Annotated in this window: 15 protein-coding genes; 4 read left to right on the top strand and 11 right to left on the bottom strand. The window is 44.0% G+C overall.

The features are described from left to right. Positions 1–12 precede the first annotated feature (12 nt). From A3EU_RS0104440 to A3EU_RS0104425, 4 genes are all read left to right on the top strand, one after another. The gene (locus tag A3EU_RS0104440) at positions 13–1,284 is read left to right on the top strand and encodes an McrC family protein (protein ID WP_020534922.1); all 1,272 of its coding nucleotides are present in this window, start codon (positions 13–15) and stop codon (positions 1,282–1,284) included. 190 nt (positions 1,285–1,474) lie between these two features. Beyond that, positions 1,475–1,687, top strand: a complete 213-nt coding sequence (locus tag A3EU_RS0104435) for a helix-turn-helix domain-containing protein (RefSeq protein ID WP_020534921.1) — start codon at positions 1,475–1,477, stop codon at positions 1,685–1,687. Next, complete coding sequence (locus A3EU_RS0104430) at positions 1,684–2,010, top strand: HipA N-terminal domain-containing protein (protein ID WP_020534920.1); 327 nt, start codon at positions 1,684–1,686, stop codon at positions 2,008–2,010. Before A3EU_RS0104435 ends, A3EU_RS0104430 begins: the two co-directional genes overlap by 4 nt. Then, a complete protein-coding gene (locus tag A3EU_RS0104425) occupies positions 2,007–2,987 on the top strand; it encodes a HipA domain-containing protein (protein ID WP_020534919.1) in 981 nt (326 codons plus the stop codon). Before A3EU_RS0104430 ends, A3EU_RS0104425 begins: the two co-directional genes overlap by 4 nt. Before the next feature lie 100 nt (positions 2,988–3,087). On the opposite strand, the gene A3EU_RS0104420 is transcribed toward A3EU_RS0104425, so the two are convergent. The 11 genes from A3EU_RS0104420 to pglX form a co-directional block, all read right to left on the bottom strand. Beyond that, positions 3,088–4,215, bottom strand: coding sequence for a pentapeptide repeat-containing protein (locus tag A3EU_RS0104420; protein WP_020534918.1), 1,128 nt, complete (start codon positions 4,213–4,215; stop codon positions 3,088–3,090). A 12-nt stretch (positions 4,216–4,227) separates the two neighbouring features. Beyond that, positions 4,228–6,270 (bottom strand): hypothetical protein, encoded by a 2,043-nt coding sequence (locus tag A3EU_RS0104415; protein WP_020534917.1) that lies wholly within the window; start codon positions 6,268–6,270, stop codon positions 4,228–4,230. Positions 6,271–6,281: 11 nt separating this feature from the next. Next, on the bottom strand, positions 6,282–7,232 hold the full coding sequence (locus A3EU_RS0104410) for a S8 family serine peptidase (protein WP_020534916.1): 951 nt from the start codon (positions 7,230–7,232) through the stop codon (positions 6,282–6,284). A gap of 276 nt (positions 7,233–7,508) precedes the next feature. Then, positions 7,509–9,512: a BREX system Lon protease-like protein BrxL gene (gene brxL / locus A3EU_RS0104405; protein ID WP_020534915.1), complete on the bottom strand. Its 2,004-nt coding sequence runs from the start codon at positions 9,510–9,512 to the stop codon at positions 7,509–7,511. Between the two features lie 228 nt (positions 9,513–9,740). Then, positions 9,741–12,248 carry a BREX-1 system phosphatase PglZ type A gene (pglZ, locus tag A3EU_RS0104400; RefSeq protein WP_020534914.1) on the bottom strand — a complete coding sequence of 836 codons (2,508 nt, stop codon included), beginning with the start codon at positions 12,246–12,248 and terminating at the stop codon, positions 9,741–9,743. 61 nt (positions 12,249–12,309) lie between these two features. After that, positions 12,310–12,873 carry a hypothetical protein gene (locus A3EU_RS0104395; RefSeq protein ID WP_020534913.1) on the bottom strand — a complete coding sequence of 188 codons (564 nt, stop codon included), beginning with the start codon at positions 12,871–12,873 and terminating at the stop codon, positions 12,310–12,312. After that, complete coding sequence (locus A3EU_RS29380; RefSeq protein ID WP_020534912.1) at positions 12,866–17,362, bottom strand: DEAD/DEAH box helicase; 4,497 nt, start codon at positions 17,360–17,362, stop codon at positions 12,866–12,868. Before A3EU_RS29380 ends, A3EU_RS0104395 begins: the two co-directional genes overlap by 8 nt. Further along, complete coding sequence (locus A3EU_RS0104385) at positions 17,359–17,970, bottom strand: alpha-ketoglutarate-dependent dioxygenase AlkB family protein (RefSeq protein ID WP_020534911.1); 612 nt, start codon at positions 17,968–17,970, stop codon at positions 17,359–17,361. Before A3EU_RS0104385 ends, A3EU_RS29380 begins: the two co-directional genes overlap by 4 nt. A gap of 147 nt (positions 17,971–18,117) precedes the next feature. Beyond that, the gene (locus A3EU_RS0104380) at positions 18,118–19,008 is read right to left on the bottom strand and encodes a DUF3226 domain-containing protein (RefSeq protein WP_020534910.1); all 891 of its coding nucleotides are present in this window, start codon (positions 19,006–19,008) and stop codon (positions 18,118–18,120) included. Then, a complete protein-coding gene (locus A3EU_RS0104375) occupies positions 19,005–21,140 on the bottom strand; it encodes an AAA family ATPase (RefSeq protein ID WP_020534909.1) in 2,136 nt (711 codons plus the stop codon). The genes A3EU_RS0104380 and A3EU_RS0104375 overlap by 4 nt, the downstream gene beginning before the upstream one ends. Before the next feature lie 175 nt (positions 21,141–21,315). Next, positions 21,316–25,083, bottom strand: coding sequence for a BREX-1 system adenine-specific DNA-methyltransferase PglX (pglX, locus tag A3EU_RS0104370; protein WP_020534908.1), 3,768 nt, complete (start codon positions 25,081–25,083; stop codon positions 21,316–21,318). Between the last annotated feature and the right edge of the window lie 115 nt (positions 25,084–25,198).

Genomic DNA, 25,198 nt, shown 5'->3' with positions numbered 1-25,198 from the left:
TAGGAGAAGAAATTGAAAGCTAGAAGAGAACATATATGCGTATTTGAACACCAGGCCATCGTACTCAATCAAAAGTTTGAGGACGGCGTGGTCTTTGACCAAAACAAACTGGATGCATTTTTACGCTTTTTTGGGAAGGGTGTTCCGTATTACAGCTTAATTCGCAACGGAATACAATTCAATGAATATGTTGGAGCTATTCAGGTGGGTAACACCTTAATCAGTGTGATTCCCAAAGCCGACAAACGACAAAAGGAGGATGAGAGTGAAAAGAAAAAATGGAACCAGGTCTTGATAGACATGCTGCGAAACGTCCATGGTTTTGATGTAAAAGCACCAAGCTCATCCCATTTGAAAATCCAAAACAATTCCGTGCTGGATTTGTACTTCGAACTATTTGTAATAGAAGTAGAATACCTGCTGCATCGGGGCTTGGTAAAAAAATATAGAAAGACCGAGGGGAATTTAAAAGCATTAAAAGGAAGCCTTCAATTCAGCAAACAGGTAAGTAAAAACCTGGTACACAAAGAGCGTTTTTACACCAAAAACACCACTTATGATGCCGTACATTTACTGCATATCATTCTCTATCAAACCATCCGGGTACTTAAAATAATCAATACTAATTCGGCATTAGTTGGCAGAATCAATGCGCTGCTACTCCATTTTCCCGAAATGCCCAATCAAAAAATTTCAGCATCGGTTTTTGATCAACTCGTGTTCAATCGTAAAACGATTGGTTACAGTAAAGCCATCGAAATTGCCCGCTTGATTCTACTGCATTATCATCCTGATTTAAGCAAAGGTCAAAACGATGTGCTGGCATTGATGTTTGACATGAATGCACTTTGGGAGCAATTTGTATTGGTGAGTTTGAGGAAAAACAAGCAACTTAAAGTTAAAGGTCAGAACTCAAGATTTTTTTGGAAACCAGAAGGTGGAAGAAAGAGAAGCATCAGACCGGACATTACCATTTCCACTGAAGACGGTAATTATGTATTGGATACAAAATGGAAGTTAGTAGCCAATAAGCCTTCTATTGAAGACATTAGGCAAATGTACGCCTATCACCATTACTTTAAGGCAGAGAAAGTCGCGCTTTTGTACCCCGGTGATAAGCCTTATGTTACAGGAAAATTTGTGGACATCAATAAGCAAAAGCAATTGTCGGAAATGGAATGTGGGCTGTTGTTTACAAAATTCGACGGTTCTGTAGTCAAGTGGCAGAAACAAATAGGGGAAGAAATTATGAATTGGATGAATCGGCTTACCAATGTAGTTTAACGTCTATAAGTTAGGGATAAAACTACCCCTCGAATCAGTTAAAAACACCAATCAAAGAGTGCGATATATTGCACTATTTACACAGAGAACAACCAATAATCACCGATATATACCAAAAAGTGCAATAACCCGCACTAATCATTGCTTTTTATCAAAATCAACGTATCTTACTAGTCAAAAGAGCCATATAATGCACTTTGAGAAGTTGATTAATAGCTTAAAAGCACGCCGCGACATGTTGAACGTCACCCAAAAAACGCTTTCGGAGCTTTCGGGAGTGGGTTTGCGTACGCTCAAGCAATTTGAAAGCGGGAAGGGAAATCCTACCCTGGCCACCGTCAGTAAGTTGGCCGATGCTTTGGGGCTGGAGCTCTGCTTTCAAGTAAAAACTAAGTCTGAATGAGACAAGCAAAAGTGATCTATAAAAACGAAGAAGCTGGCACCCTCACGCAGCTCGATGACGGAAGCTTTGTGTTTCGCTACGACGATGCCTGGTGGCGTACTTCCGACAAGCCCGCGATTAGTCTGACATTGCCCAAAAAACAGCAGGAGTATCGGGCAGATCACCTCTTTCCTTTTTTCTTTCACCTCCTGCCCGAAGGGGCCAACAAGGAAGCCGTGTGTTTCGCTTTGCGGATCGATAAAGAAGACCACTTTGGGTTATTGCTGCAAACAGCAACGCACGATACCATTGGCGCGGTACGCATTCAAAGAACGGCAGCATGAGTAAACCCGTGATCAACCACTGCCCCGGCACCCTGGCACCAGGGCATACGACCTATAGCGCTACCGCACTCAAGCGGGTGTTCAACGGACGGCGACTATCGCCCTTTCTTCCTTATGCGTCCCCCACCAGTACGGGTGTCCTTGGAGAGCCATTTGCCGACAACCAGCGTAGCATATCCATCTCTGGCGTGCAGGAGAAGTTTTCGGTTATTTTAGAGAAAAACCACCTGCGCCTCACCGAAGCCGACGAGCAAGGCACCCATATCCTCAAGCCCATCCCCAGGGCCGGTAAGTACGCCGAGCAAATGCCCGCCAATGAACACCTTACCATGCAAATTGCTCGCCAGGTGTTCGGCATAGAAACGGCGGAAAATGCTTTGATCTTTTTCAACGATGGTGCCCCCGCCTACCTCACCAAACGCTTTGACGTTGGTGCCGATGGCCACAAGATCGCCCAGGAAGATTTCGCCTCCCTAGCAGGTCGTACACCGCAAACCCACGGGGAAGATTACAAATACCAGGGCCATTACTATGAGTTGTTTGAGCTTTTAAAAAAGCACGTCCCCGCCTATAAAGTCGAGGCGTTGAAATTGTTTAAACTCATCCTGTTCAACTACCTCGTGTCTAATGGAGACGCCCACTTCAAAAACTTTTCCCTGAGCGAAACACCTCTGGGAGATTTCATCCTCAGCCCTGCCTACGACCTGCTCAACAGTCGAATCCATATTGATGATGCTGACTTTGCGTTGGCACAAGGCCTAATCCCTGATCGGTTAAAAAAAGGCGGTGTTCTCGGGCATTTCCACCTTCTGGGTGAGTTGGCTGGATTAACGAAACAACAGACCACTCGTATCCTAAAACAGCTGACTTCGCAAGAGGAAAAGGTCTTTGGTTTCATTCAGGCTTCCTTTCTGGATGAGCGCAGGAAGCGGAGTTATTGGCAGGGGTTTCAGGGGAGGGTGAAGAGGTTGATGTGAGTTACCTTTTTGTGTGTCTTAAAAGCAATGGAAGTCCAAGGTACCTCACAGTACTTGGTAGAATTTGGGATTGGAGGATTATCTTGGAACTTGGATCTTTTTATTTTTTATCGTTCAATATCCCCTCGAACCATTCCAAGTCCATTATGCAATAATCATAAATATTCTTGTCTTCGTAAGAATTGTGAGCTTTTTTTTCCAGCTTGGAACATTCTATTCTGAGGCTGTCAATTATGTCAAGTACCTCTTCTTTGCCTATAGTCGCACCCCAACTACGGAGTAGCTTAATTTCTTTTGCCGAAATGGCTTCATTCTCCAAAAATATCACATCATTAAAATCTGGAGTATCATCATGATCTGTTCCGAAATAAGTATCATCACAGCAAAAGCTTAATGACTCTGTTTTTCGAAAGACCACCCGATCAAGGTCTACCCCCTTCAATGTTATACTGTCCATGTTACAATTATAAAAATTACAATTACTAATTACAGAATGAGATAAATCAGAATTCTTGAAATTGCAATCTACAAAGGATGAGTGCTGGAAGTTCGAATTGTCTATATATATATTGCTCAGATCACCGGAAACTCTTGAATCACCATTTATTTGCATCCCAGAGAGTCTAACATTAGAAACGTATACTCCTAAGTTATCTAATGCATTCACGTGTTCAAAGAAGGATTCAACCAATTCTGTTGGAGGTCGGTTATTCCGAGTATACTGATTTTGAAGTGACTCCCTAATTTTATCAATTTTTCTTTCCAGCATTGCTATTTCCTCATTTTTTACTTGCGTGGCAATGAGAATATTTTGGTTCCTTAATAGAAGGGAACCAAAAATACTAAACAACAACGTAACCACCCCCAGAAGTACGCCTAAGAAAAACCGCCTAGCACGCCATTCTCCATATTTTGCAGCTACTTTTTTTAGTAGTACTTGAAGGTTTTCAGAAAGCTCTTCCTTGTTACCTTCTCGGTAATTCTCTACCGCCTGGAATGTATTTTCAACAAGTTCTGGATACTCCGGAACAACAACCCCCAATGCTTTTTGAGCAATTTTGTCAAAAAATGTATAAATAGCCCAGGCGAATAAGATCATAACTAATGCAATAATCAAGGCCATTTGCCAGCGGTCTAGAAAAAAATCAAGGATTTTTTCAGCAGAATCAAAAAACACTAGCGCACCGATAACAATACCAGTGAGCAGGGTAATCAGGTATTTATACATATCATGTTACAGTTAACGAGTATAGAAATGTAGAATCGGAATATCTACACTCAGGAAAATGCCCATTCGTCGGGTACGACTTTCCGGGATAGAAAAATCACCACTCACGCGCCTGAGTTGTGGCCCGCTCTGTAATCCAAAACCAATACTAACGGGTATATCATGCGGCAGTCCATATACCAAGTAGGCACCGGGGGCAAGAATATTTTCCCACTCGAAAGCGGGTAAGTCGGCTGCATTCGGATCATTGAAGCGATAGGCCGTTAGCGCACCGATATCAACAAAGGAAGCGTATAATGAAACACTACCACATTTCCGAAGACCAAGGTTGACACCGATACCGATGGGGGCAGATATTGCCAGTATCCCTCGTTCCAGGGAATCAACTTTAGTATCGTTTTCTTCCAAATCCACCAAGTATTCTTTGCCGTAGGTGAGCCCACTGTAAGCATTCAAGGAGATAGAAAAGCGGCTGTGCTTTTTTTGTATACTACTGCCGACTGGCAGGGCGAATGTTTCGATAGCCTGTGCGACTTCATCTGAATCATCAGCATCCGCTACGGCTGCTGCGAAATACCCATAGCGGAACACCTCTTTTACAACCTTTTTTGTTTTCGCATTTTCAATTTCTCCTACCTCGCTGAGCACGCTGAGTAAGTTGGTGATCCCGGCTCCGTAGCGTGCCTGAGAGATATGTAAATTTAATTCGTTAAGCTGTCTCAATAATCGGAAGAAAATTTCCGGTGTTATCGTTCCCTCTTTATTGTCGTTCCTTTTTACTTTATGATCACTCAGTTGACTAAGACTATAGCCCGCTTCAAACATATTGAACATAGATTCCAGCATCGGATATAACAATTCGTATGTGTTGGTATCTGTCTCCTGGTTCCTATCTTTTAATGCTTTGAATGCTTTGAACTCATCTGTAAATCGTTCTCCGTTTTCTACAAATCTGAGCAGTTCTGCTTTGAGTGATTGGAGCTGATTCAAGTCTTTACTCTTAGCGTGTAGTAGTTCACCAAAAGTGACTAAACTTCCTTGTTTGTCAAGCCCAATAGCGTAATCTTTGGTTTTAGGGTAAAGTAATCCCAAATAAATTTTCAAAGTCTGCTCATCGCTTAGCGCTCGAAAAACCTCGGCCGGGTCCTCCCAGATTTCCCTCTCCGCATTCCAAAAAGACTCGGCAATTGCTTTGCTTAATTGGAGGTGTCCATTCAGTATTTTAAGCCTATCATTAGCGGTATCAGACAGAGCTGCCTGATGAATAAAAGAATCATCAGCAAGGTAATTAAGGTAATCCCAGAATCCGCGTTCCTGCTCAGGCTTTCCCTGACGGTCTTCAAGCAAATATTGGGTTAACTGCAACACATCCAATAGTGCGTTATTTGCTACTGTATCTTTAGTTATGGGCATTCGCTGTAAATAATACTGTAGCTGGGTAGGTAGCAGCTGTAGGTCGTTGGTAAAACTATAACGCAGGCTTTCCAGATAGCGCTCGTAAGCGTAAATCTGTTTATCAGCCGTACGCAGCGTTTCGTAAGTAGCTGGAAATAGGATACGTAAATCCTGCTGTTGTTCTAATTTATGCTGAAACCGGCGAAAGAAGGAAATCGAGAGCTCCTCCTTGGTTCTGGTTACTAGGAATTTGGCAAAACCATCGGCTATTTGGGGAATGCCGAAAGTTTTAGAGGAAAGATCGCTTTGATCTATATTACCCAAATACTTATCGCTAAAATTTTGAATTGGACGCGTAAATTCCAATGCCCCCGGCTTGGTATTTCTGTTATTACTGGTAATAAAGGGGTTACCCTCAGCAAGCTTTTTGAAAATATCCTCAATTGTTAGATTGGCTATTCCCAGAGAATCCAACTGCAAACTAGCTGCTAAGAGTCTAACTAAACGCTGTTGACTAATCGAATCTTCAGCGATAGCTATATTTTTCCTTCCTTGCGTGAACTTAATATTCGATTCGATCCAAATTGCATCTCTGAATAAATTTTGTGCTGACAGATCCAGAGTTCCAATTAGCAGAAAAAGTAAATACCCATACTTCATGACAATTAGGTTTAAGGTATATATAAGTACATTTCTTGTAAAGAGAATACAACGTTGCTAACAGGTAAACATGCATGCTTCAGATTTCTCCGCAAATGATCGGAGTGAAACCTTAAGCCGAAATCGTTTGCACTTAGCCTGTCTCGACTCAATATGATGCAGGCAATACCCGCCATAACAGCAGTTGCGTAGCTCGCACTAAGTGGGCTCAACTTAAATAGGCTTTCTTTTTGATGACAAATTATTGTATCTATTGTTGGCAGCAAATAGTTTATTTCACTGCTATAATCATAGGGTGATTTCACTTGAAAATCATCATACAAGTATTTACTCATCGCTCCAATTTTCAAAGCGACTTTTTGATTCGCCGGAAAATTGAAATCCAAAATCGTGTCTACCAAATTCGCGTTTTTAAGACATTGGAAATACAGGATACCTCTTCGTTCTACTTCATCAAACACTTTACTATATTTATCATGGCCGAATCCTATCTTCTCGTATTCACTGTCAAAAGGATATACAGCAGAACAAATAATATCAACATCTAAGCCATAAACAGCATAAGCGAGTGCATGGTAATAAGCATCCGACCCGATATAATTATCGTAAGTGGACACCTTAAATATATATAGATCTATGCCCGGCGCAATTCCTAGATACTGATTATCTCCATCTCCTACGTACCAACCCGCTAGAATACCGGCGAGCTCGGAACCATGATAACTGAAGGAGGTACCGTTGTTGTCAAACACAGCATCATTACCGGTAACAAATTCATTGTCAATCTGTAAATGTTCTCCACTGGCATCGAAGCAATGCCCTGCTTTATTTAGATGTGCTAATGCAGGATGGGTGAAGTCTACTCCAGTATCTAGGAGTGCTACTTTGACTCCTCTGCCTTGATTTTGAATAGTATTGGAGTCCAAGAATGGCAGCATATCGCCCCAGGCATACCTTGGCATAAGTACAGTTTTAGGTGTATTGAATATATTAGTATGGGAGGGACGACTAATTACAAATCCAAATCTATGGAATTAAATATCAAATTCAAAATGAAAGTTTAATATTAATTAGATCGCGAAGCACTACGACCCTAACTCTATCACAGAATTTTCTTATTATTTGTTTGCGAATCCCTCCAGAAGAACCTATTTCGCGAATCGAAATTGAATCCACTTTCCCCAAAAAGGAAGTTTTTATTACTGACTATTTATTTTCAAAGACAGTTAAGTTCACCATCACCCCCACAAATAAGTAACCTCACAAGCCTTACACTGCCGCCGTTCCTGATCGTATTCTGCAATGTCGAACCAGCCGCCGGTTTTCTGGAAGATGTCCAGGCCGCGACCCATGAGGATCTTCCAGCCGTTGTCCAGGAGGATGGAGCGATCGTGAATGTCGTTGTCAAATTCGTAGGTGAAGCGGATGCCTAAGGGGTCCAGCGAGTCGGCCATTTGCTGAAAGGCTGATTTGGCGTTCTCCAGGTAGTCTTCGTTGTTGTTGGTGACCAGGTGCAGGGCTACTTCGTCTGAGGCATCCTTGCTTTGGGCTATCAAACGCGCAAACTCCATGAAGTTGCGCAACTGATACGGCAAGCGAACGTAAGGGTCGATCAGCTTGATACTTTCTGCGCCTTTGAGGTACGGACCAAAAAGTTGGTCGTAGGATACCCCCGTTTGGTTATCCATGATGATGGTCTGCCCTTCCTTCAGAACGACCGCTGGCAACTCCTTTGGTGCAGTGGCAACGGACTGGGCCAAGGCTTCTTCTTCACTAAGCTGGGGCTGCTGGTGTTCCAGGACTTCCAGCGTCTCTACCATGCGTTTTTTGCCGGAGCCTTTGTACTCGTAACTGAAGTCTACCTCCTCAAAGGTTTCATCCATTTTGATGAGTTGCTGCTTAACGCGCTTACGGCTTTCAATCGCGAATTCCAGTAATTCCCGCGCTTCTTCGGCGGTCAGTTCTCCGTGGGGGTAGATGACCTTAACGAGGCCCGAGAAGGTTTTGGCAATAGCGTCACGATCTCGCGTAGTGATACTACTAGAAAGGGAAAAATACGCCTTGTAGTCGTGCATGTGGTCTTCCTTGCGCAACTCCTTAAGCACTTCGGCCAGGTAGTCGACAATGAAGCCGTAGTCGTTGGTAAACATGTCTTGCCGCAGCTTCTGGATTTCCCAGCCTGGCAGATAGGCGTGAATACGATCCAGGAAAGCGGTATCGTAATATTGCTTAGGCAAGGCATCAAAAAGATTACTGTGCCTTAGCATGTAGGGCACCGAGTGGTCGGTATTCCCCACAAAGGCCATACTGGCTGCTGCGCCGTACACCTGGGTACCCCGCGAGAAGCTCTTATTGGCCATGTAATTCTTCATAATATCGACCAAGCCCTTGTCCACACTTTTGGATTTGCCCGCAAATTCATCGTAAGCCACCACATCCCAATAGCCGACCAAGCCGATATCGCCAGAACTGTTATTGACAAATAGCTTGGCTTTGGTTACTTCTCCTCCGGAAAGTAGAATACCATGGGGAGAAAGCTCCGAAAAGATGTGGGATTTCCCCGTTCCTTTAGGCCCCAACTCAATCAGATTGTAGTTATTTTCGGCAAAAGGGATCAGGCGGGCCAGCTGCAAAAGCTTGGAGCGAAAGCTGAACTCTTCCGGGTTCAAGCCAATGGTTTGTAGCAGCGTGTCTACCCATTCTTCTTTACTCAAAGCCCGCCGGGCGGTTTTGTACTCGTCCACATCAATGTGACTGATCTGGATGGGCTTCAGACTTTCTATGAGCCAGGGAGAGACATCGCGTTCATCAGAAGCAAGGTAACCGATCACGGTTATACACCAGACGCCCTCCGACAACAACTTTTGGTGCTGACGGATGAAATTGTCGTCAATCACTACGTTTTTGAGGCCAAGATTTGCGAAAGATGCTTCGTAACGATCTTTGTGCTCATTCAGCCGTACCGATACCTTATCGATAATGCGGTGAGTCCCTCTTTCCCGGATGGTAGATTTAATGATCTGAGCTTCGTCTCGGTGAACGAAGTGCTTGGCGATGATACTGCGAACGGTCTCCACACCAGCGTTAATGGTTTCCTCATCATCGGTGGCACAGTACTGCCCCAATAGGTACTCCAGTACGTAGGTGGGGACAATGGCATTGCCTTTTACCAGTTTGGTAAGATCCTTACGGACGACTTTACCCGCAAAATGATCGTTGAGCTTTTGGTCAAGCGCTTTCATAATTAATACTGTTTAACAAGCGTCTAGAGCTTGTTCGGAAATTTTATTTGGTGAAATGCAAATACTCTGAATCCTAGAGAAGAAAAGAGTTAATGCTGCCTGCTTTTCAAGGATTTACGAACCTGGCGTCGGTATGAAAATTTCATTTAGCCCGCTAAATTCAATTTTAATTCCTTAGCCAGAACCATAAATCGTTGAAAATCAGTTTGCAAAATTTCCGAACAAGCTCTAAAAGTCGTCAAAATCATTGGTGAAAGAAATGTTGAGGTAATAAAAATACGATTCGTACTCCTTCCAGCGCGAGCTTCCCGCTACGGGTTCTTCCAGCACCAGTGAAATGCGTTGATTCTTGTATTTGCCACTGGCCTGGGAACTTAGCTGGAACCGGTGTTTTACTTCACGTTGCCGTTCACTACCTTCCGTGGCATCAAAGGTGTAATTGAAGATATCCGACAACTTGGTGCCATCTTCTGCACGCAAATAGATGCGCAATTGACGCGGCAGGATCTTATCACTAACCAGCTCCTGTTGCAAAAAGGAAACACCCAGCAGATTGGTCGTAATTTTATCGGTAGACTTAATGATGTCGACCTCGACCTGTCGCGTAGTATCCTCTCGCTTACGGGCTACTTTTACCAGCGGCACCACAATTTCCTGTAAGGAAGCTCCGCCGTGCACGTAACGTGATCCGGCACCCCGTACCCGCAGCCGGTTAATTCCTTTTGTGATCAAGACCTCTACGCCGGGTTCCAGCCCCAGCTGCTCTGCCGTAAATAGCTTTAGCGCAGGAGGAACCGTCCCACTATTACCCTTACCGAGTACAAACCTGCGGTTGATTTTATAGTCTTCCCCTAGCAGGTCAACTTTCGTAAATTCACTCTCTTCCAGTTGCTCGTGTTGATACAAATAGCCGTGATCAGCAGTGATATAAATGTTATTGCCATTCATATTGCCAATCTTACGCAAAAGGTCCTGGAGGAAGCTGATTTCTTTTTCTACCGCTTCGAAGACTTTATCTTCCGAAGTGGTATCATCACCGGCCTTGTCGATCCGGTTGTGATAAATGTAGATCAGGTCGTATTGTTTGACAAACGCACGGCCCTCCGTACTGGCGTTCATCTTCATAAAGTCTTCTGCGTTAATGGCTACGGTTCGTACCCCGGCATTCGCTTCCAATACTTTGTTGCGGCCCTGGAGCCCCAGGGTCGACATCCCGTCGGCCAGCACCTGCCCATCTTCTGGTTTAATGGCCAATTTTCGGTGAGGGAGCAGTGCCGCCATCCCCAACTGGGTATACGAAGGCAAGCTGGTGATCAGGTAATCCATCTCTGCTTCGTAGCGTTTGGCACCTTGTAATTTCTGGCATAACTCCCAGCCATTTTCGTAACGCAAAGCATCGGAGATGATCACAAACAAACGAGACGGGCGACTAGTGACCGGCTCTACGTGATGGACGAAGAAATTGGACTGCGCTTGTGGGGAACGCTGGATCCAATGATCCATTTCATTGATCCTGTCCTGAAGCTGATGATTGATCTTCAACAACCAATCATTACTGTAGACTTTGCGGATGCGCTCTTCTAAAGGAGCCAGAATAGCATTCTGGTTTGTCTGCCGGTAGTGGTAGACAAATTTCCGGTAGTGATAGTCAATCAGGTGCAACTCCTGCGCGTACTGTCGGGCGGCATCTTCTACCGAAGAAAAGTTGACCTCCTCGGCCCGCTGGACTTTATCCAAGAGCAGGGCCCCTTGTTCCAGACAGGTGTAGAAGTCGGCATAGTCCGCATACCAAAACTTGTTCTCCCGTAACTTTAGATGTCCCAGAAAAGCGGGTAAATTTATCGCTCCACTAGCCAAACGAGTAGCCAATAGGTAAATGATCCGACGATCCACCAGCTCGAACAAATCGTCGGATAAGATGGGTTCTAATTCACAGTCCTCCAGGAGGTTCACGACCAGCAGATCACTGGCAATTTTCGCAGATACGCGCCGAAAAGTTTCCTGGTAAGAAATCGCATCCTTCCACAGTGAAAGCAAAATCCGGGTTTCCTTGATAGAACGGCCTGCATTAAGCGGACTAAAATTACGGGCGAACACATCCAGTAAAAAATCGTAGATCCCCGTCTTTTCGTCCGTAGGGTAGTTGAACTTACGGCTCACCTCCCGCCAAAACACCTCCCGTAATCGAAAGCGTTCCAGATCGCGCTCGATCCGGTTGTTTTCATCGACAAATGCGCCCGCGTAAACCTGGATGTAAGCCTCCAGGTTAGGATACTCCGTACCAAAAACGACTGCCATCATCTTGAAGCGCAGATCCGGCTCCTGGTCGCCTTCAGCGAGTAGTTCGCGTAGTTGAGCGCGTCGTTCTTTGCTTTCAAAAAACTCCAGGTGCTGCTGCACCAGTTCCTTGAATAAATAATCCAGCCCCAGGTCTTGCAGGTACAGCGCTTCCTGGTCGGTATGGAACACTTTGTGCGCCAACTGTAGGTCGAGCAGCCAGTTCTGCTCCATGGGAGGCTCCGATTGGGGAAAATAGAGCAACAAGCGATCATCCGGCTGCGTAGACTGTAATACGCGTGCTTTGACCGCAAATTCGTTGTTGCTCACCTCCAGTTTCTCGATACCCTCCAGGGAAATCTGCTCGTACTCCGGACGCATCTTTTCCTCCTTGTCGTACCAGAAGATGACGCGGTGGGTTTGAAACAAAATATTTAAAGACGCTTCTATTCTATTCATGCTGACTTATCCAATTGACTGACACAAGGGCTTTCACCCCCTGTAACGTTCTCGATTCTTTCTATTTGACAAGAACCACCAAAACTAGTAAAACCAAACCAATTATCAATGCGACCAGATTCCGATTGGAAGCAGCACTAATCTTTGATTCAAGCTCCTCCATTTTTTGTTGAAAAGCAGTATCAATTTCTTTTTTAGACTGTTCAATAACATCTAAGAAATCTTTCTTCAAATCCAGTTTACTAATTCGAGCCTCAGTAACATGAAGTTCCTTGCTCAAGCTTTCTATGTCAATTTTTAGCGTGTCTATCTTCTTGGAAAACAAGCCAAAAACATCATCTAGTTCACTGTTTAGTTCCTTCGATTTTGAGGATACCTCAGAAGTCACTTTAAGTAATTCATCATTCAGGCTGCTGAAGCTTTCATCAAGTCTTTCCTTAAAATCTCCACTATCGAGAGCTAGTCGCTCATCAATTTCCTTTAAGTTCTGAAGAACAGTGGTAAAAATACGAATAAGCGCTTCGCTTTTATCCGCGACGTTACTTACTTGAGTTCTTGCCGAGTTGATATCAATCAAACTTTGCTCTAAGTCAATTAAAGACTGGTTTAGTGTCTCCTTAAGCATAATTTTCCAGGTATTTGTCTTTGATTTTATTCAATTGACCAACATGCAAGAGTAGCGTAGTTTCTGTCACGAGTGCTTCAAAAGTAGCATCGTCCAAATAACTAGATAAAAACTCATTGAACCGGGTAAAAACTTCCCAAAAAAGATGGAGGTTAGTAAATCTTTCAGAAAAGTCGATCATCCCTTCCGTGTACCTTTGCTTTAGTGATTTTCTTAGGTTTTGATTATTCTCCACTCCTAAATAAGCTAAACAAAAGGCTTCCAGTAAGGATAAAGCAGGATTACTATCCGTAAGTGATCGAGAAATGAGCCTGATGGCACCGTGGAGGTGTTTGATATTATCCAATGGCGTGCCTATCCCAACTACATCATCATCAATGACGCGCAGGTATTTAAACAGAATGCCTTCACTCGATTTTTTCCCACCCTCCGTATCTTCTACCAAGGAAAAAGGTTCTCCATTCTCTGCTACGTAATCACTTTTAGCGAATTTAGAATTGAAATAGTAATAAAGGAAATCCTTCATTCGCTCATTATGGAGCAACCAGGATTCACCTGCTATGCTTCCTTCCATACAAAAGTCACGCATATCATTTATCGCCCTTTTCCTTTTCTCAGAAATCTTATCGTAGATGAATTCGATTAAGTAAGCAAGACATTTATAAATTTCTTCCTCAATGGAATGGAAATCATCTTGGTTTAAGGAATTGTTCTTGGCTTTTTCTAATTCTAATGCTGCTCTTTCTGAAGTGTAATACCTCTCTAGAAACCGCTGTAATCCTCCGTAGTAAGCTCCTTGCTGCTTTCTGCTGGCGACAATTCTGAATTGCTTGTTTCTATAATCTATAGTAAAATCTTCTATCAACTCGATGCAGCACATCCTGTAAATGGCCTTCGATAAATCCGTACTGTTATCTTTGGTGTAAGGAATAAAGGCAATAACCTCGGTGTCAATATCAGCACCGGTGAGTGCTGATAAAAAACCATTGCTTACCCCTTGCCTATTTTGGATGACAATCTCGTCTACCTTCATCAGGTTGTACATAAACCTCTTTTCGACCAAAGCCCCCTTAAAGGATAGGCCGTAGAAAAACATGATGGTTTGGTAATCCGCATTTAGGTACTGAAAAGCTTTCCGGGTGATGTTCAATCCTTGAACCTTCAATTCTTGAATAAGCTCTTCCTCTGGTCGCCAGCCCTTTGTTTCTCTAGAAACTTTACGCAAAGAGCAGCCTTTAAAAGCCGTACATTCTGCATTACATTTGCCTAAGGCAAACATTTTATTGTCATGCTTACAGTGCAGCTTTACAATATCATTGGCGGGTGAGGCATATTGAATAAATTCTTCCGGTATCTCTAAGTTATAGAACTGAAGAATTTGTTCCAAGTCTTCTTGTTTAAACCATTTGTTCTTTAGCGTAGAAACAGGAAATTGATTGGATTGATATTGCCTACTAACTTGGGCGAGGTTGTAATCAGATACCAGGATAGTAGCTAATGCCATTTTCTTATCCCTCCCAGCTCTTCCCGCTTCTTGCACAAAGGCTTCCAGTGAGCTGGAGTAGTTCATGTTCACCGTAAAACGAACATTGGGTTTATCTATCCCCATTCCAAACGCTTTGGTGGCAACCATTAAAGGGCTTTTATTATCCCGAAAACGGTCCAAGCTTTTCATGGCTAGATCATCATTGTCTTGGCCTGAATAGGAGGTGATATCCTCTACCCCTGCTCCGAGTAGATTTTTCTCATTGACCCGAACCGATAAACCTGTTTTATTAACGTGAGGACAAAAAACGATTCCTGCCTGATCATAATCGGACTTTGGGGCGTAATAATCGTGATCAACTCCAATGGAAAGGTCTTCTTCCATCCCCGAATTGTCATTTTGCCGCTCCGTAAACTGCTCTTTTATACGATTGGTATTTTCAGCAGTCTGCAATTCAGTTAAATAGCCCGGAGTCGCTTGGTAGTAATGACTAAGAAAATTGCTTTTTGAATCAAACGATGCCCACTTATTGGTAACATTCAAGGCACGTGGCAAAGACGGATCAATAATCCCGTTTTGATCATAAAATTGATCGTCACCAAACTCAACAGGCACTCTCTCCACTTTATACTGTAATTCCAGTCGGTTGGTGTTTTCATACCGCACAACAGTATCAGCATCCAAATCAAAAGCACCGTTACCAGAAAGCTCTCTCTCAACATCTGCTAAAACATCGAAAGAGGCGGTAGCGGTAAGCCCTAAAAGGGAAATTTCTTTGTTTTTACCACGGACATAGTTGTAAAGGTTTCTCCCCAGGTGCAAATAGGAAAACCTGAAATCATGCCCCCATTCCGAGACGCAGTGAACTTCATCAATCACGCCGTAGGAGAAGTACACATTGTAGTTGTGCATGTTCTTTAGCCGTTCTCGAAAACTCAATATAGAAAGGCGTTCAGGGGATAAGAAAGTCATGAGTAGCTCGGAGGATTCCAGCTTCTTCTCTACTTCAGCTCTTTCCTCTCTCGACAAGGATGAGTTGATATAAGCTGCACAGTCAATCCCATTGGCGATTAAGCCATCCAATTGATCTTTCATCAAGGATTTCAGAGGGTCGATGACCATGGTTACTCCCGGCTGAAGCAGCGCGGCAATTTGATAGGTCAAAGACTTTCCTCCTCCTGTTGGTAATAATCCAATCACCGGCAGGTTTTGTAACGCTCTATCTAGTATCGGAAGCTGGCCTGGCCTGAAGGTTGCCTTTCGGAACAAGAGTTGTAGGAAGTAATTAACATGAGGTCCGACGGTTTCTAATTCTTCATAAGCTCCTTGCTGTGTTTTTTGCACCAAATTCTTGTAACGAATAAGATCTGAGGTGTAAATAATCCGATTCGTCCTCACTTCGTTGATGGTTCTGATATTGAAATAACAGTCGTTGCCTACTTTAAATGTGCTGAAGGATTCAATATCACTGGCGACGCTCTTCAACATGGATTGGGTAACCACCATGTCAAAATCCATATTCTTTAGGGAATTAGGTATGGTGACAAAGACGTTTTCCTGAGCCTGTAGCGCTGACTGATAAAAGTCTTGATTACTGACAATGTACAACTCAATCTTTGGTAGAAATAGCGTATCATATTCCTCACTGAGCTGGGTGAGATGATGAAAGTGGTGTTGAAAATCCTTGACTCCTAAGCGACCGTAGGGAACATCTTTTTCCTCAATCAATATCCGCCAGGTATCTTGTTCCAGGGATAGTTGCTCGGTAATGATGGCTTCCAGCAAGACTTTCTGAAATCGTGCTATTGCAATGGGGGTCAGCAAAAGCTGGAGCGGAATTTTATGTTCTTCCGCAATAGCTTGTTGGCTATCCAGGTACTGCTGAAATAATTGAACGGACGATTCAAGTAGCGTTTCATTCCCCTCTATTGCAGTGAATTTCACCTCACCGTAATGTTCTTCTTTTCGGGTTAAACCAAAAACTCTCCTAAACTCCTCTTCGATGTAAATACTACTCTTGGTTGGCAGTCCACGACAGATCATATTGTTGAGTACCGCCAAGATCGGATGGACATCATCATACACGCTAGCGCCCAAATCGAAAGGAGCAGCTACTTCGAAATGGGTCAAAATAGGATCGTAGGCTAATTTCCCCTTTTTCCTCAACGTACCAATACCATCCAGTTCATAAGCCGCTTGAAATTGTACCGTAGGATAATACTCAATGGGGATAAGGTGGCCTTGCTGGTTATACGCCAGCTGGTAAATCCTGGCTTTATAGGTCCAGTTCCTATTATTGAGGGTACTTGTTTCGAATTCATAAATAGCTTTGATTAGGTCCGAATCAAAATACCTGAGAAAAGCATCAAGTCGATGATTGGTCGGATTAAGAGGACCTACACAGATCAAGTAATTATCTGAAACAACGGTGTCATCAACAGTATTCGCCAAATGCTTTAAATCTATCTGGGCGACATCAAGTATGTTAGAAAACAGGTGCAAAACGGTGCGACCTTCTCCTCCTTTAATATCAGTCGGGGATAAACGTTCAAAATATTCGTTGATCGCTACCAATGCTACCTCTTCGCCGACGTAAGGCTTTACGTGTAATTCACCTCTCTGTAGTGCCGCTAAGGAGGGCTCAATCAGCGTGACTTTTTTTACATTTTCCGCTAAGCCCAGCGTCTTCAAGTGATCAAACAAGTTGACCGTACCCATGGCCTGACCACAGCCCCAGTCCACTATTTCCAATGGACCTTGATAAACAATTTCGGGTATTTTTCGAAAGGCATCCCGCAACTTGGCCTGATGCATGTTTCCGAAGGCATACAAATACATGCACATCTGCTCGTGAGAAGCTAGCAAAGCGGTGCCTCTCTCTAATTCCCGATACAACTGGTTCTTTTTCCCATTGGGTAAATGAGCAATTTGCTGTTTCGCAATTGCTCGAATACCTTCAAAAGAAGGCTCTGATAAAGACAGTATTTTGTCCGCGTAGCTCATTTGTCTTTTATTACTCTAAAAGTAAGATTCACGCGGGCCTGTTTCTCCTTCTTGGTTTTAGGCACTTGGTGCTTCCAGAAATGCTGAAGCTCTCCTTTCATGATAAGAATACTGCCGTGAGACAAATCCATGCTTATTTTCTCGCTCGTTTCGATGTGCTTGAGCTGAAAGGTTCGGGTATCGCCAAAATTTACGGAGGCGATGACCGGGTTTTCGCCCAGCTCTTTCTCCGCATCCGTATGCCAGGAGATCGAGTCATTGCCGTCGCGGTACAAGTTGAGCAGCACACTGTTGAATTCAACGCCCGCCAGCGGCTCTATTTGTTCCTTAATGTAGAGCAGCTCCTTGGTCCAGGGCTTGGGCTGTAGGGTGATGCCAGAAAAGGAATAAGGCTTATCATCGTCTCCGTACCAGGCCGTAAGCCGGGGGAACTTCACTTCCTTCCCGTACATGTTCATGGATTCCTGCTTCCATTCGATATTCTTGATGAATCGCTCCAACAAGGCATCGGCATATTTCTTGGGGAAGAAATTTTCCTCAAAATAGTAAGCCCCATTTCTGATCGCAAACTCGTGCTGCGAGGGCTCAATTGAACTGAATAGGTCCATAAAATGTGGTTGAATGCTGAGTTTTACGTGTTGAGAGATTAGAAGATGCGTATTCTGTGAATTTAAAAAAAATCAGTTGTGGTTTATTCATTGACCTTTACCCTGTAATAATAGCCTACTATGAATTTCCCATTTAAATCTCTTGCGTTAAATTCTCTTTAAGAAATCCAGTATCTCAAGAGATTTCCGGGTATTAGTTAACTTGTCCTTCGTTAAAAAGTCAGTATCACCAATACAAACAACATTTGATTTACCAGAACATTGTAGCTGACCTGTAACACCAATAAGGGATTTAGAGGGATAAAATTTATATTTATCTCTTCCTCTCTCACTTCTTTCTTCAATTATTTCATCTTCATTAATTCTTATTTTTAAAGGAAATAACCGCATCTCATCGTAATGCGTATCAATAAAACTTTGTGCATCTTCAAAAATCACTTCGTTTTCTTGACGCATCAATGGAACAAGGATCGATTCAAGCGATCCAGTTTCATCATCTTCACCAGTGAAAACATAAGCCCCAAAATTCATTTGATTGACAGTATGAAATTCGCCATTATTAGCAAATGTTAATCTACTATTAGCAAGCTTAGCGTTGACCTCATTATTAATTGTTCTCAGTCTAGACTGTACACCAACCTCATCAGCATCGAAAAGATAAATGACCGACAAACTGGTGTCTTGCGGTAATCTTGGAATCTCTCCTTCTTCCGGTATAAAAGATAATAAGTCCGACAACATTGACTGTCGAATGGCTCGCTTACTGTCTCCTCCTAAGGAATACAGAAAAATACATTTCCCCTCCTTATGTAAGATACGCGCTGGCAAAAAACCTCTTCTAACTTCAATGATATTGAGATTCTCGATGTCATATTTTTTAACCTCATTTAAGATAAGTTGGTTAAAAGGAATAGGAAGATCCCCTATTTTGCAAGCATCGTAGGATTTATAACCAATTATTTTAAGCATTTTATAGATGAATGCTACATCATGTGGCCCTTCGCAAAAGAAGGATATGACTTGGGTAAATTCATTCATCGGATATCAAGATTTATGGAATCTACCAGCTGCTTAAGTTTGTTGCCTGGCAAATAGTTAGAAATGATCTTTCCATCGTTATTTTCACTTAACGCAAATGCCGTTAATTCATCATCTGGGTAAGAGTTTTCTACAAAGGCATCAATACATTCTTTGCTGTGCGTTGTTAAGAATACTTGGACGTTAAACTTGGCAGCAGCCTCTTGTATGAAGGATGTAAAATCTCTTAGCAGGCTTTTATGAATAGCACTATCAAGTTCATCAATACAGATAATTCCGTTCTGACTATAGCCCATCAATAATGCAATTTCTACAACTCTCTGAAGACCTTCTCCATACTTGGTAAGATCAATAGCATATTCGAGTTTAGACGAACTTACCATTAACCGACTTTCGTTTTCGATAGAAATCATTTCTATTTTTTCAATAGACTCATCCATTTTTGAATTGATGAATGCTACGACTTCGTCTAAATATCGATTTTCAACAGCCCTGGCATGTGCTTTAATCAACAGGTCATCATTGAATCGGTATGGGCTAGTAAAGGTAGCTTCACAAAGCACCTTGCTCTTTTGATAATACAGTTCAGGTTCCCTGTTGTTAAATAAATGGATAGTTCCGTCCAGTTCTTCGCCGTTGATGATAGCTTCAGATATAATAGAATTGAGATACTGGCTTTTATCAATCTGCTCTTCCGTTTCTTGCTTATTGACAGAAAGTCCGATCTCGGTATCATTAAAAACAGCGCTAAGTCCAATGCTGGAAATAAATAGCTTGTCAAACCACTTGGTATGAAATTCATCGTAAAACCTTCCTCTAAATCGTTCTAACTCGATTAGCGTAGGAATATTATTAAGGCGAGTCAGCAGATACAATGCTTCCAATAAAGAGGTCTTACCTGTATTGTTACCACCTGCAATAATATTCACTCTGGAAAACTGGCTTATATCTAAGTTTTTCAATTTACGATAACTCCCAACTTTCACAGAATGAAAATGTGATGATATATCAGAAAAGTAACGATTTGAAGACTTCTGTACCAATCCTGAAACACCATTGCTACTCGGAATAAGGCGATCTAATTTATCTCTAAGTATAGCAACTTTAGAGTAATCTTCATCTTCGAGATATTCACTAAATTGAAAAGCAGCTTGTACTTCTTTACCAATATTGTCCATTGCTTTTTGCAATCGTTGTACACCAACTGCGTCACTTAGTGCAAAGCCAGCCGTTATACTTCGGCGTTCTTCCATTTGTTCGACTGCCGCTGAGTCGTTGATGAATTTAGATAAATCTCTTATTTCGTGACTCTTTGTAATAATTGGATCTTTGGTGATCTTATTTTCTTCACCACTTTCCTCATCCCTCTCAATTACCTCTTCCTTTGAAATCCATGAAAATAGTTTTTCTTCATTTACTTTGTTTTCTGCCTGATAAGTATCATCGTTCCATTCCAACCACGACTTCATTTCCACTTTCTTCACGACCTCTTCAAAAATAGAATACTTATTCGCTTGAAACTGATCACCATAATCACTTTCCTTGTAGCGGTCTATCAAAGCCAAGACCCTTAAGTTTCTTCGGAGACTATGCTTGGTTATGGATAATGAATCACATATTTCCATTTCACTCATATCATGCTTAAACCGAAGGTCATAGATAAGTTGAGCTTGATTTACTGGACTCCATTTTCTTTTACCACTAATATGATGCAACCCCATGGTAATCAAATGCTGAATAGGGCTTTCATCTGATATAAGAACGACATCAACACTTTTGAAACTCTCCTGTGTTAACTTACCTACATCATTACCAATTTTCCATTGCTCATAGAGGAATTTTAAGGCGGCTGTGCGTCTATTCCCTTCAACGACTAAAAAATCTTTGCTATCTGGTATCTCTTTTACCTGGATAGGATCCAACTTTAATACGCCATTCGATTTAAAGCTAGTGATCAGATCGGCAATACCTTCTTCATTTCTACCTACTAAAAAGTTACGGGTACGTAATTGTATCCTTTCATTTGGAACTTCTTCAATGGAAATAGGGCGATAATCCTTGTTATCTATGAATCGATAGTTGTTAGGGTCTAACAACAACCGATCTATATGCCTTGAAATATACTTATCCATATACTGGTAGTTTTTCTTTTAAATTAGCGTCCTGGAAAATTATCCATAGCTCATCACACGTGTTTTTCATGTACTTGACTATACTTTTCCCCAAAAAAACAGATACGTATCACAGTCTATAAAACTTGATACGTCAAGTTAAGCATAACTGCCGTAATTGACCGTCTCAATTTGATCAATCCCTAATCCCCGCCACCTCAATCCAATCAAACCCTCTCACCTTCTTCTTCGCCTTCTTATCGTTCAGCCCCGGTACCGTGAGGACCGCACTGCCCAGCTTGTTGTAGTTCACCAGCACGCCGTCGTCCAGATCGAGGGCGATGCGGTCGGTGGCCAGGGGGTAGAGGATGTCGCGCTCGTAGGCTTCGCAGTCGAGGAGCATCTTTTCGAGCTGCTCGATGGCTTTGGTGGCCTGGTTTTGCTCGCTGGCGGTGCCGCTGATCTCCTGCTGCTCGTAGTGGCTGCGCTGCGACTTGAGCTTTTCGATAAACTCCCGCAGGTAGTTGTTCAGGATGTTGCTGATGGTATCGGGCGTGTAGCGGTGCAGGTACACCAGCACCCGAAAATGCCCCTGCGGCGAACTGAACAGCCAGTAGATCGGCCGCTTCTTGTAGCGCTGGATATGGTCTTTGTAAAAGTCCTTGACGAAGTAGCTGCGTACATCCCGCCCCAGCTGCTCTTCCAGAAAGGCCAGGTTGCGCGCAAAATCCTCCTCTCCAAAACTGGCCTTCAGAAATGCGTGAAATTGCCCCACGATATCGTCCTCAAACCACTCATCATCCAGCAGCGGAATAATCGCATCCTCATCTGGAATGAACAAGTTCATTCCATCCGCCGAAGCTTCAGCGTAGGAGGACTCTTCACCTCCGACTTCCCCCTCCCCACTTCCGACTTCCCACTTCCGACCTCCGACTTCCCCCTCCCCACTTCCGACTTCCCACTTCCGACCTCCGACTTCCCCCTCCCCACTTCCAACCTTCCGAAAATACTCGGCCAACCCTTCCCCCGCATTGGCCAGCACCAACCCTTCCTTCTCCAACGAATACCTCCCCATCATACACCCCACCGCGTAGCTCACCAACTGCGCCATCACTTCCTGCGCATCAAAAGGCAGCGCCGGATAAGGCCGCTGCTGCGGCAGCACCCACTGCCCTTCCACCAGCTGCCAGCCGCTTTGGTAGGCCGCACTGAGTTTTTTGAGCTGCTTCTGATCCAGCTCCTGCTGCAAAATGGTAATCTCCGCCAGCGGCACATCGGGGGTGAGCTCTTCGGCCAGGCCGTAGAGGTGGATGAATTCCTTGTTCAGCTCCTCTTCGTTGCGGTGCAGCTGCCGAAACTGCTGCGTCCAGTACTGGCAGTAGAGGTCGTAGCTTTCTTCTAAGTCTTGGCCGTGGATGCGGAGGAGTTCGTTTTGTTGGAAGTTCCAGGAAGTTTCTTGGGAATTCCAATCATTCTTTGAAACAGAACGAGCATTATTAACAATGTTTTCAATAAAGTTTTCATTTTTCAATAGGCTGGAATAGACTATTGGAATTTTACCGACCGGTCCTTCATGATAATCTAAAGTTGGAGAAAAAATCCCTAAAAACGTTTTTGAAACAACAGAATTCAAAACACCTAACAATAGGTTAATGCTGACTCCCTCATTTGGAAAGCAAATAGCTCCTTTGGTTTCAAAAATCGAACCTTTTGGTGAGTATCTAAAAGCTGGAGGAGCAGAAGAGATCGTAGACCATGTCATACCTTCATGTGAAAAATAAAACGAAATATTTTTTATTGTCCGTGTAGCATTTTTATATTTTGAAGCGGCATAATCTATAATTTCTCTTCCATCATTCAACCAATTAATAACAATACTCTGATTTCCATACCATTTTCTGAATGACCCTCCTTTTTGACATGGAAACCAAGTTTTCTTTGACTCTTTTGCACTCAAGGCTGAATAAGAATTATAACCAAACTTACCTAAAGTCACTTCAAACCATTGCCTCAAAAATCTATTATTATCAGAAGTCGCTAAACCTTGCCTAGGCTTTGCTATATCTTTTAAGAAAGAACTCTCTTTAAAAACAGAAATAACGTTCTCACTCAACCAATACCCAATCGGACTCCCCGGTATCTTTGCAAAGTCTTGTTGTTGGGCAGTGTAGTACCAGTCGCAATCGGGGTTTTGAGCGGCTTCCAAAGATTTGGTTCGTTTCAATTCAGAGCTACCATCGTCCACCAAGCGCAAGTAGGTGCCTTTGGCTTCGTGCTTATGGTGCCAAAAAGTAAAAGCCGCATTCTGTACCACCTCGCCGCCTATTTCCGGAAAGGTACGCGGCCCCAGGTGCAGCAGCGTGTCAAAGAAAACGTCTTCAATCAGTTTTTCGCGCAGCTTTTCGTAGCTACTCAAAAACATCCAGCTGTGCTGGTTGATCATGCCCAGATAGCCCTTGGGGTAGAGTATGGCCAGTCCGGCTTCCATAAAGGCGGCCATCAGGTCGGCTTTGCTATCGGGGTAGTGCTTTTTCACGTAGTCGCCCAGCGGCTTATTCATGTTACCGCTGCCCATATAGGGCGGGTTATCCACCACGCAATGGTAGGGCTGGGTTAGCAGTTGCATATCTCGCAGTACGCGCTTCACCTTGTTGTGCGTATTCAGCAGAAAGAGGTCGGGCGTCGGCAGTTCCCGCTCCAGGTAGGGCAAGTCCTGCGTACGGAAGCGCAGCAGCGAGCCCAGGTTGGTGGCCTGCTCAAACTGGCGGATGTCGGCCAGCAGGTCCTGGCTAAACATATCCAGTTGTAGGCTTTGGAGGTAGTCTTCCAGCTCGTTTTCCTTAAAGGTGATATTTTGGTAGCAGAGGATCTGGGGTTTCGGTACTTCCTTGCGGAAGAGGCGGCGGTAGTATTCGCGGGCTTTCATCAATAGCGTAAAGCTGGCCAGCTGGGCGGCGCGCTCGTCGATCTCAAAACCGTAGAGGTTATTGGCCAGGATCAGGCCGGGGATCTCACTGGGGGCGTAGCCTTCTTCTTCGTAGATTTTAGTGAGCAGATCAAAGCCATACACCAGGATGTGGCCACTGCCGCAGGCCTGGTCCAGTAGGCGAATCTCCTCGGGGCTGTCTACTCGCAGGTAATCAGCGGCTGCCACCGAGGGGCTTTCGATAAAGTAGGGCATGTGCTCGCGCAGGCGGCTGGCGGGGCGGTTTTGCAGCCACAGCTTGCCCAACGTATTTTGCACCATGTACTCCACGATCCAGCGGGGCGTAAACAGCTGGGTAGCGGCGGGAATGTCTTCGGCCTTTACCTTGCCTTTGGCGGCAAAAACAGCGTCCTTCTTCTCGGAAATATAAAACTGGTACAGCCAGCCAATCACCTCCACCTCCTGGCAGTCTTCGGCAGACATGCCCGTTACCACCTCGTGTACGATCGAGAATTCACTGGTCAGGTCATCGGGCAGCAGCAGCTCGGTATAGTCATTGATGCGCTCAAAGAGGAAAGGAAACTGCTGGTGCAGGGCATTGCAGGCTGCGATGAGCAGGTGGCGGTAGGCTTCGTTCTGGGGGTTATTGCTGGGCAGGCGGCCATCCAGCAGGTCCAGGACGGTTTGCTTTTCCTGGGCCAGCTCCGGCGGGAAGTTGCCTTGCTTGGCTTCTTCCAGCAGTTGGGGCAGCGAGTAACCCTCGCGGGGCGACACCACGCGCAGGCCACCGGGCTGGTAGTCGTTGGCATCCATAAAGCGCAGGGCCATCAGGCGGTTAAACCAGGTATAGGCCACTTTTTCTACCAGCTGCTCGCGGGTGCTGCTTTCCAGGGCTTTGCGCAGGGCTTGTACCTGGGCGGCGCGTTCGCGCAGCTCGGCCGTATCGCTGGTGAGTACGTAGTCCAGCTTGGCGGCTACCTGTTGTAGCAGCTGGCGGCGGGCATTTTGGGCAAATTTCTTGAGGGCGTTCGTATTCATAACTTATTATTGCGCAGAAAATAAAATACGATTTTCTATAAGGTTTTCAAATAGTTAACCCGCTTGAAGTGAACCGCTTGGCTAACTATTTGAAAACCAAAATCGCATTTTATTT

The sequence above is a fragment of the Lewinella cohaerens DSM 23179 genome, assembly GCF_000379805.1.
Lineage (GTDB): Bacteria > Bacteroidota > Bacteroidia > Chitinophagales > Saprospiraceae > Lewinella > Lewinella cohaerens.
Note: the sequence above shows the minus strand (reverse complement) of the source record. Positions and strands in the feature narration are given on the sequence as shown.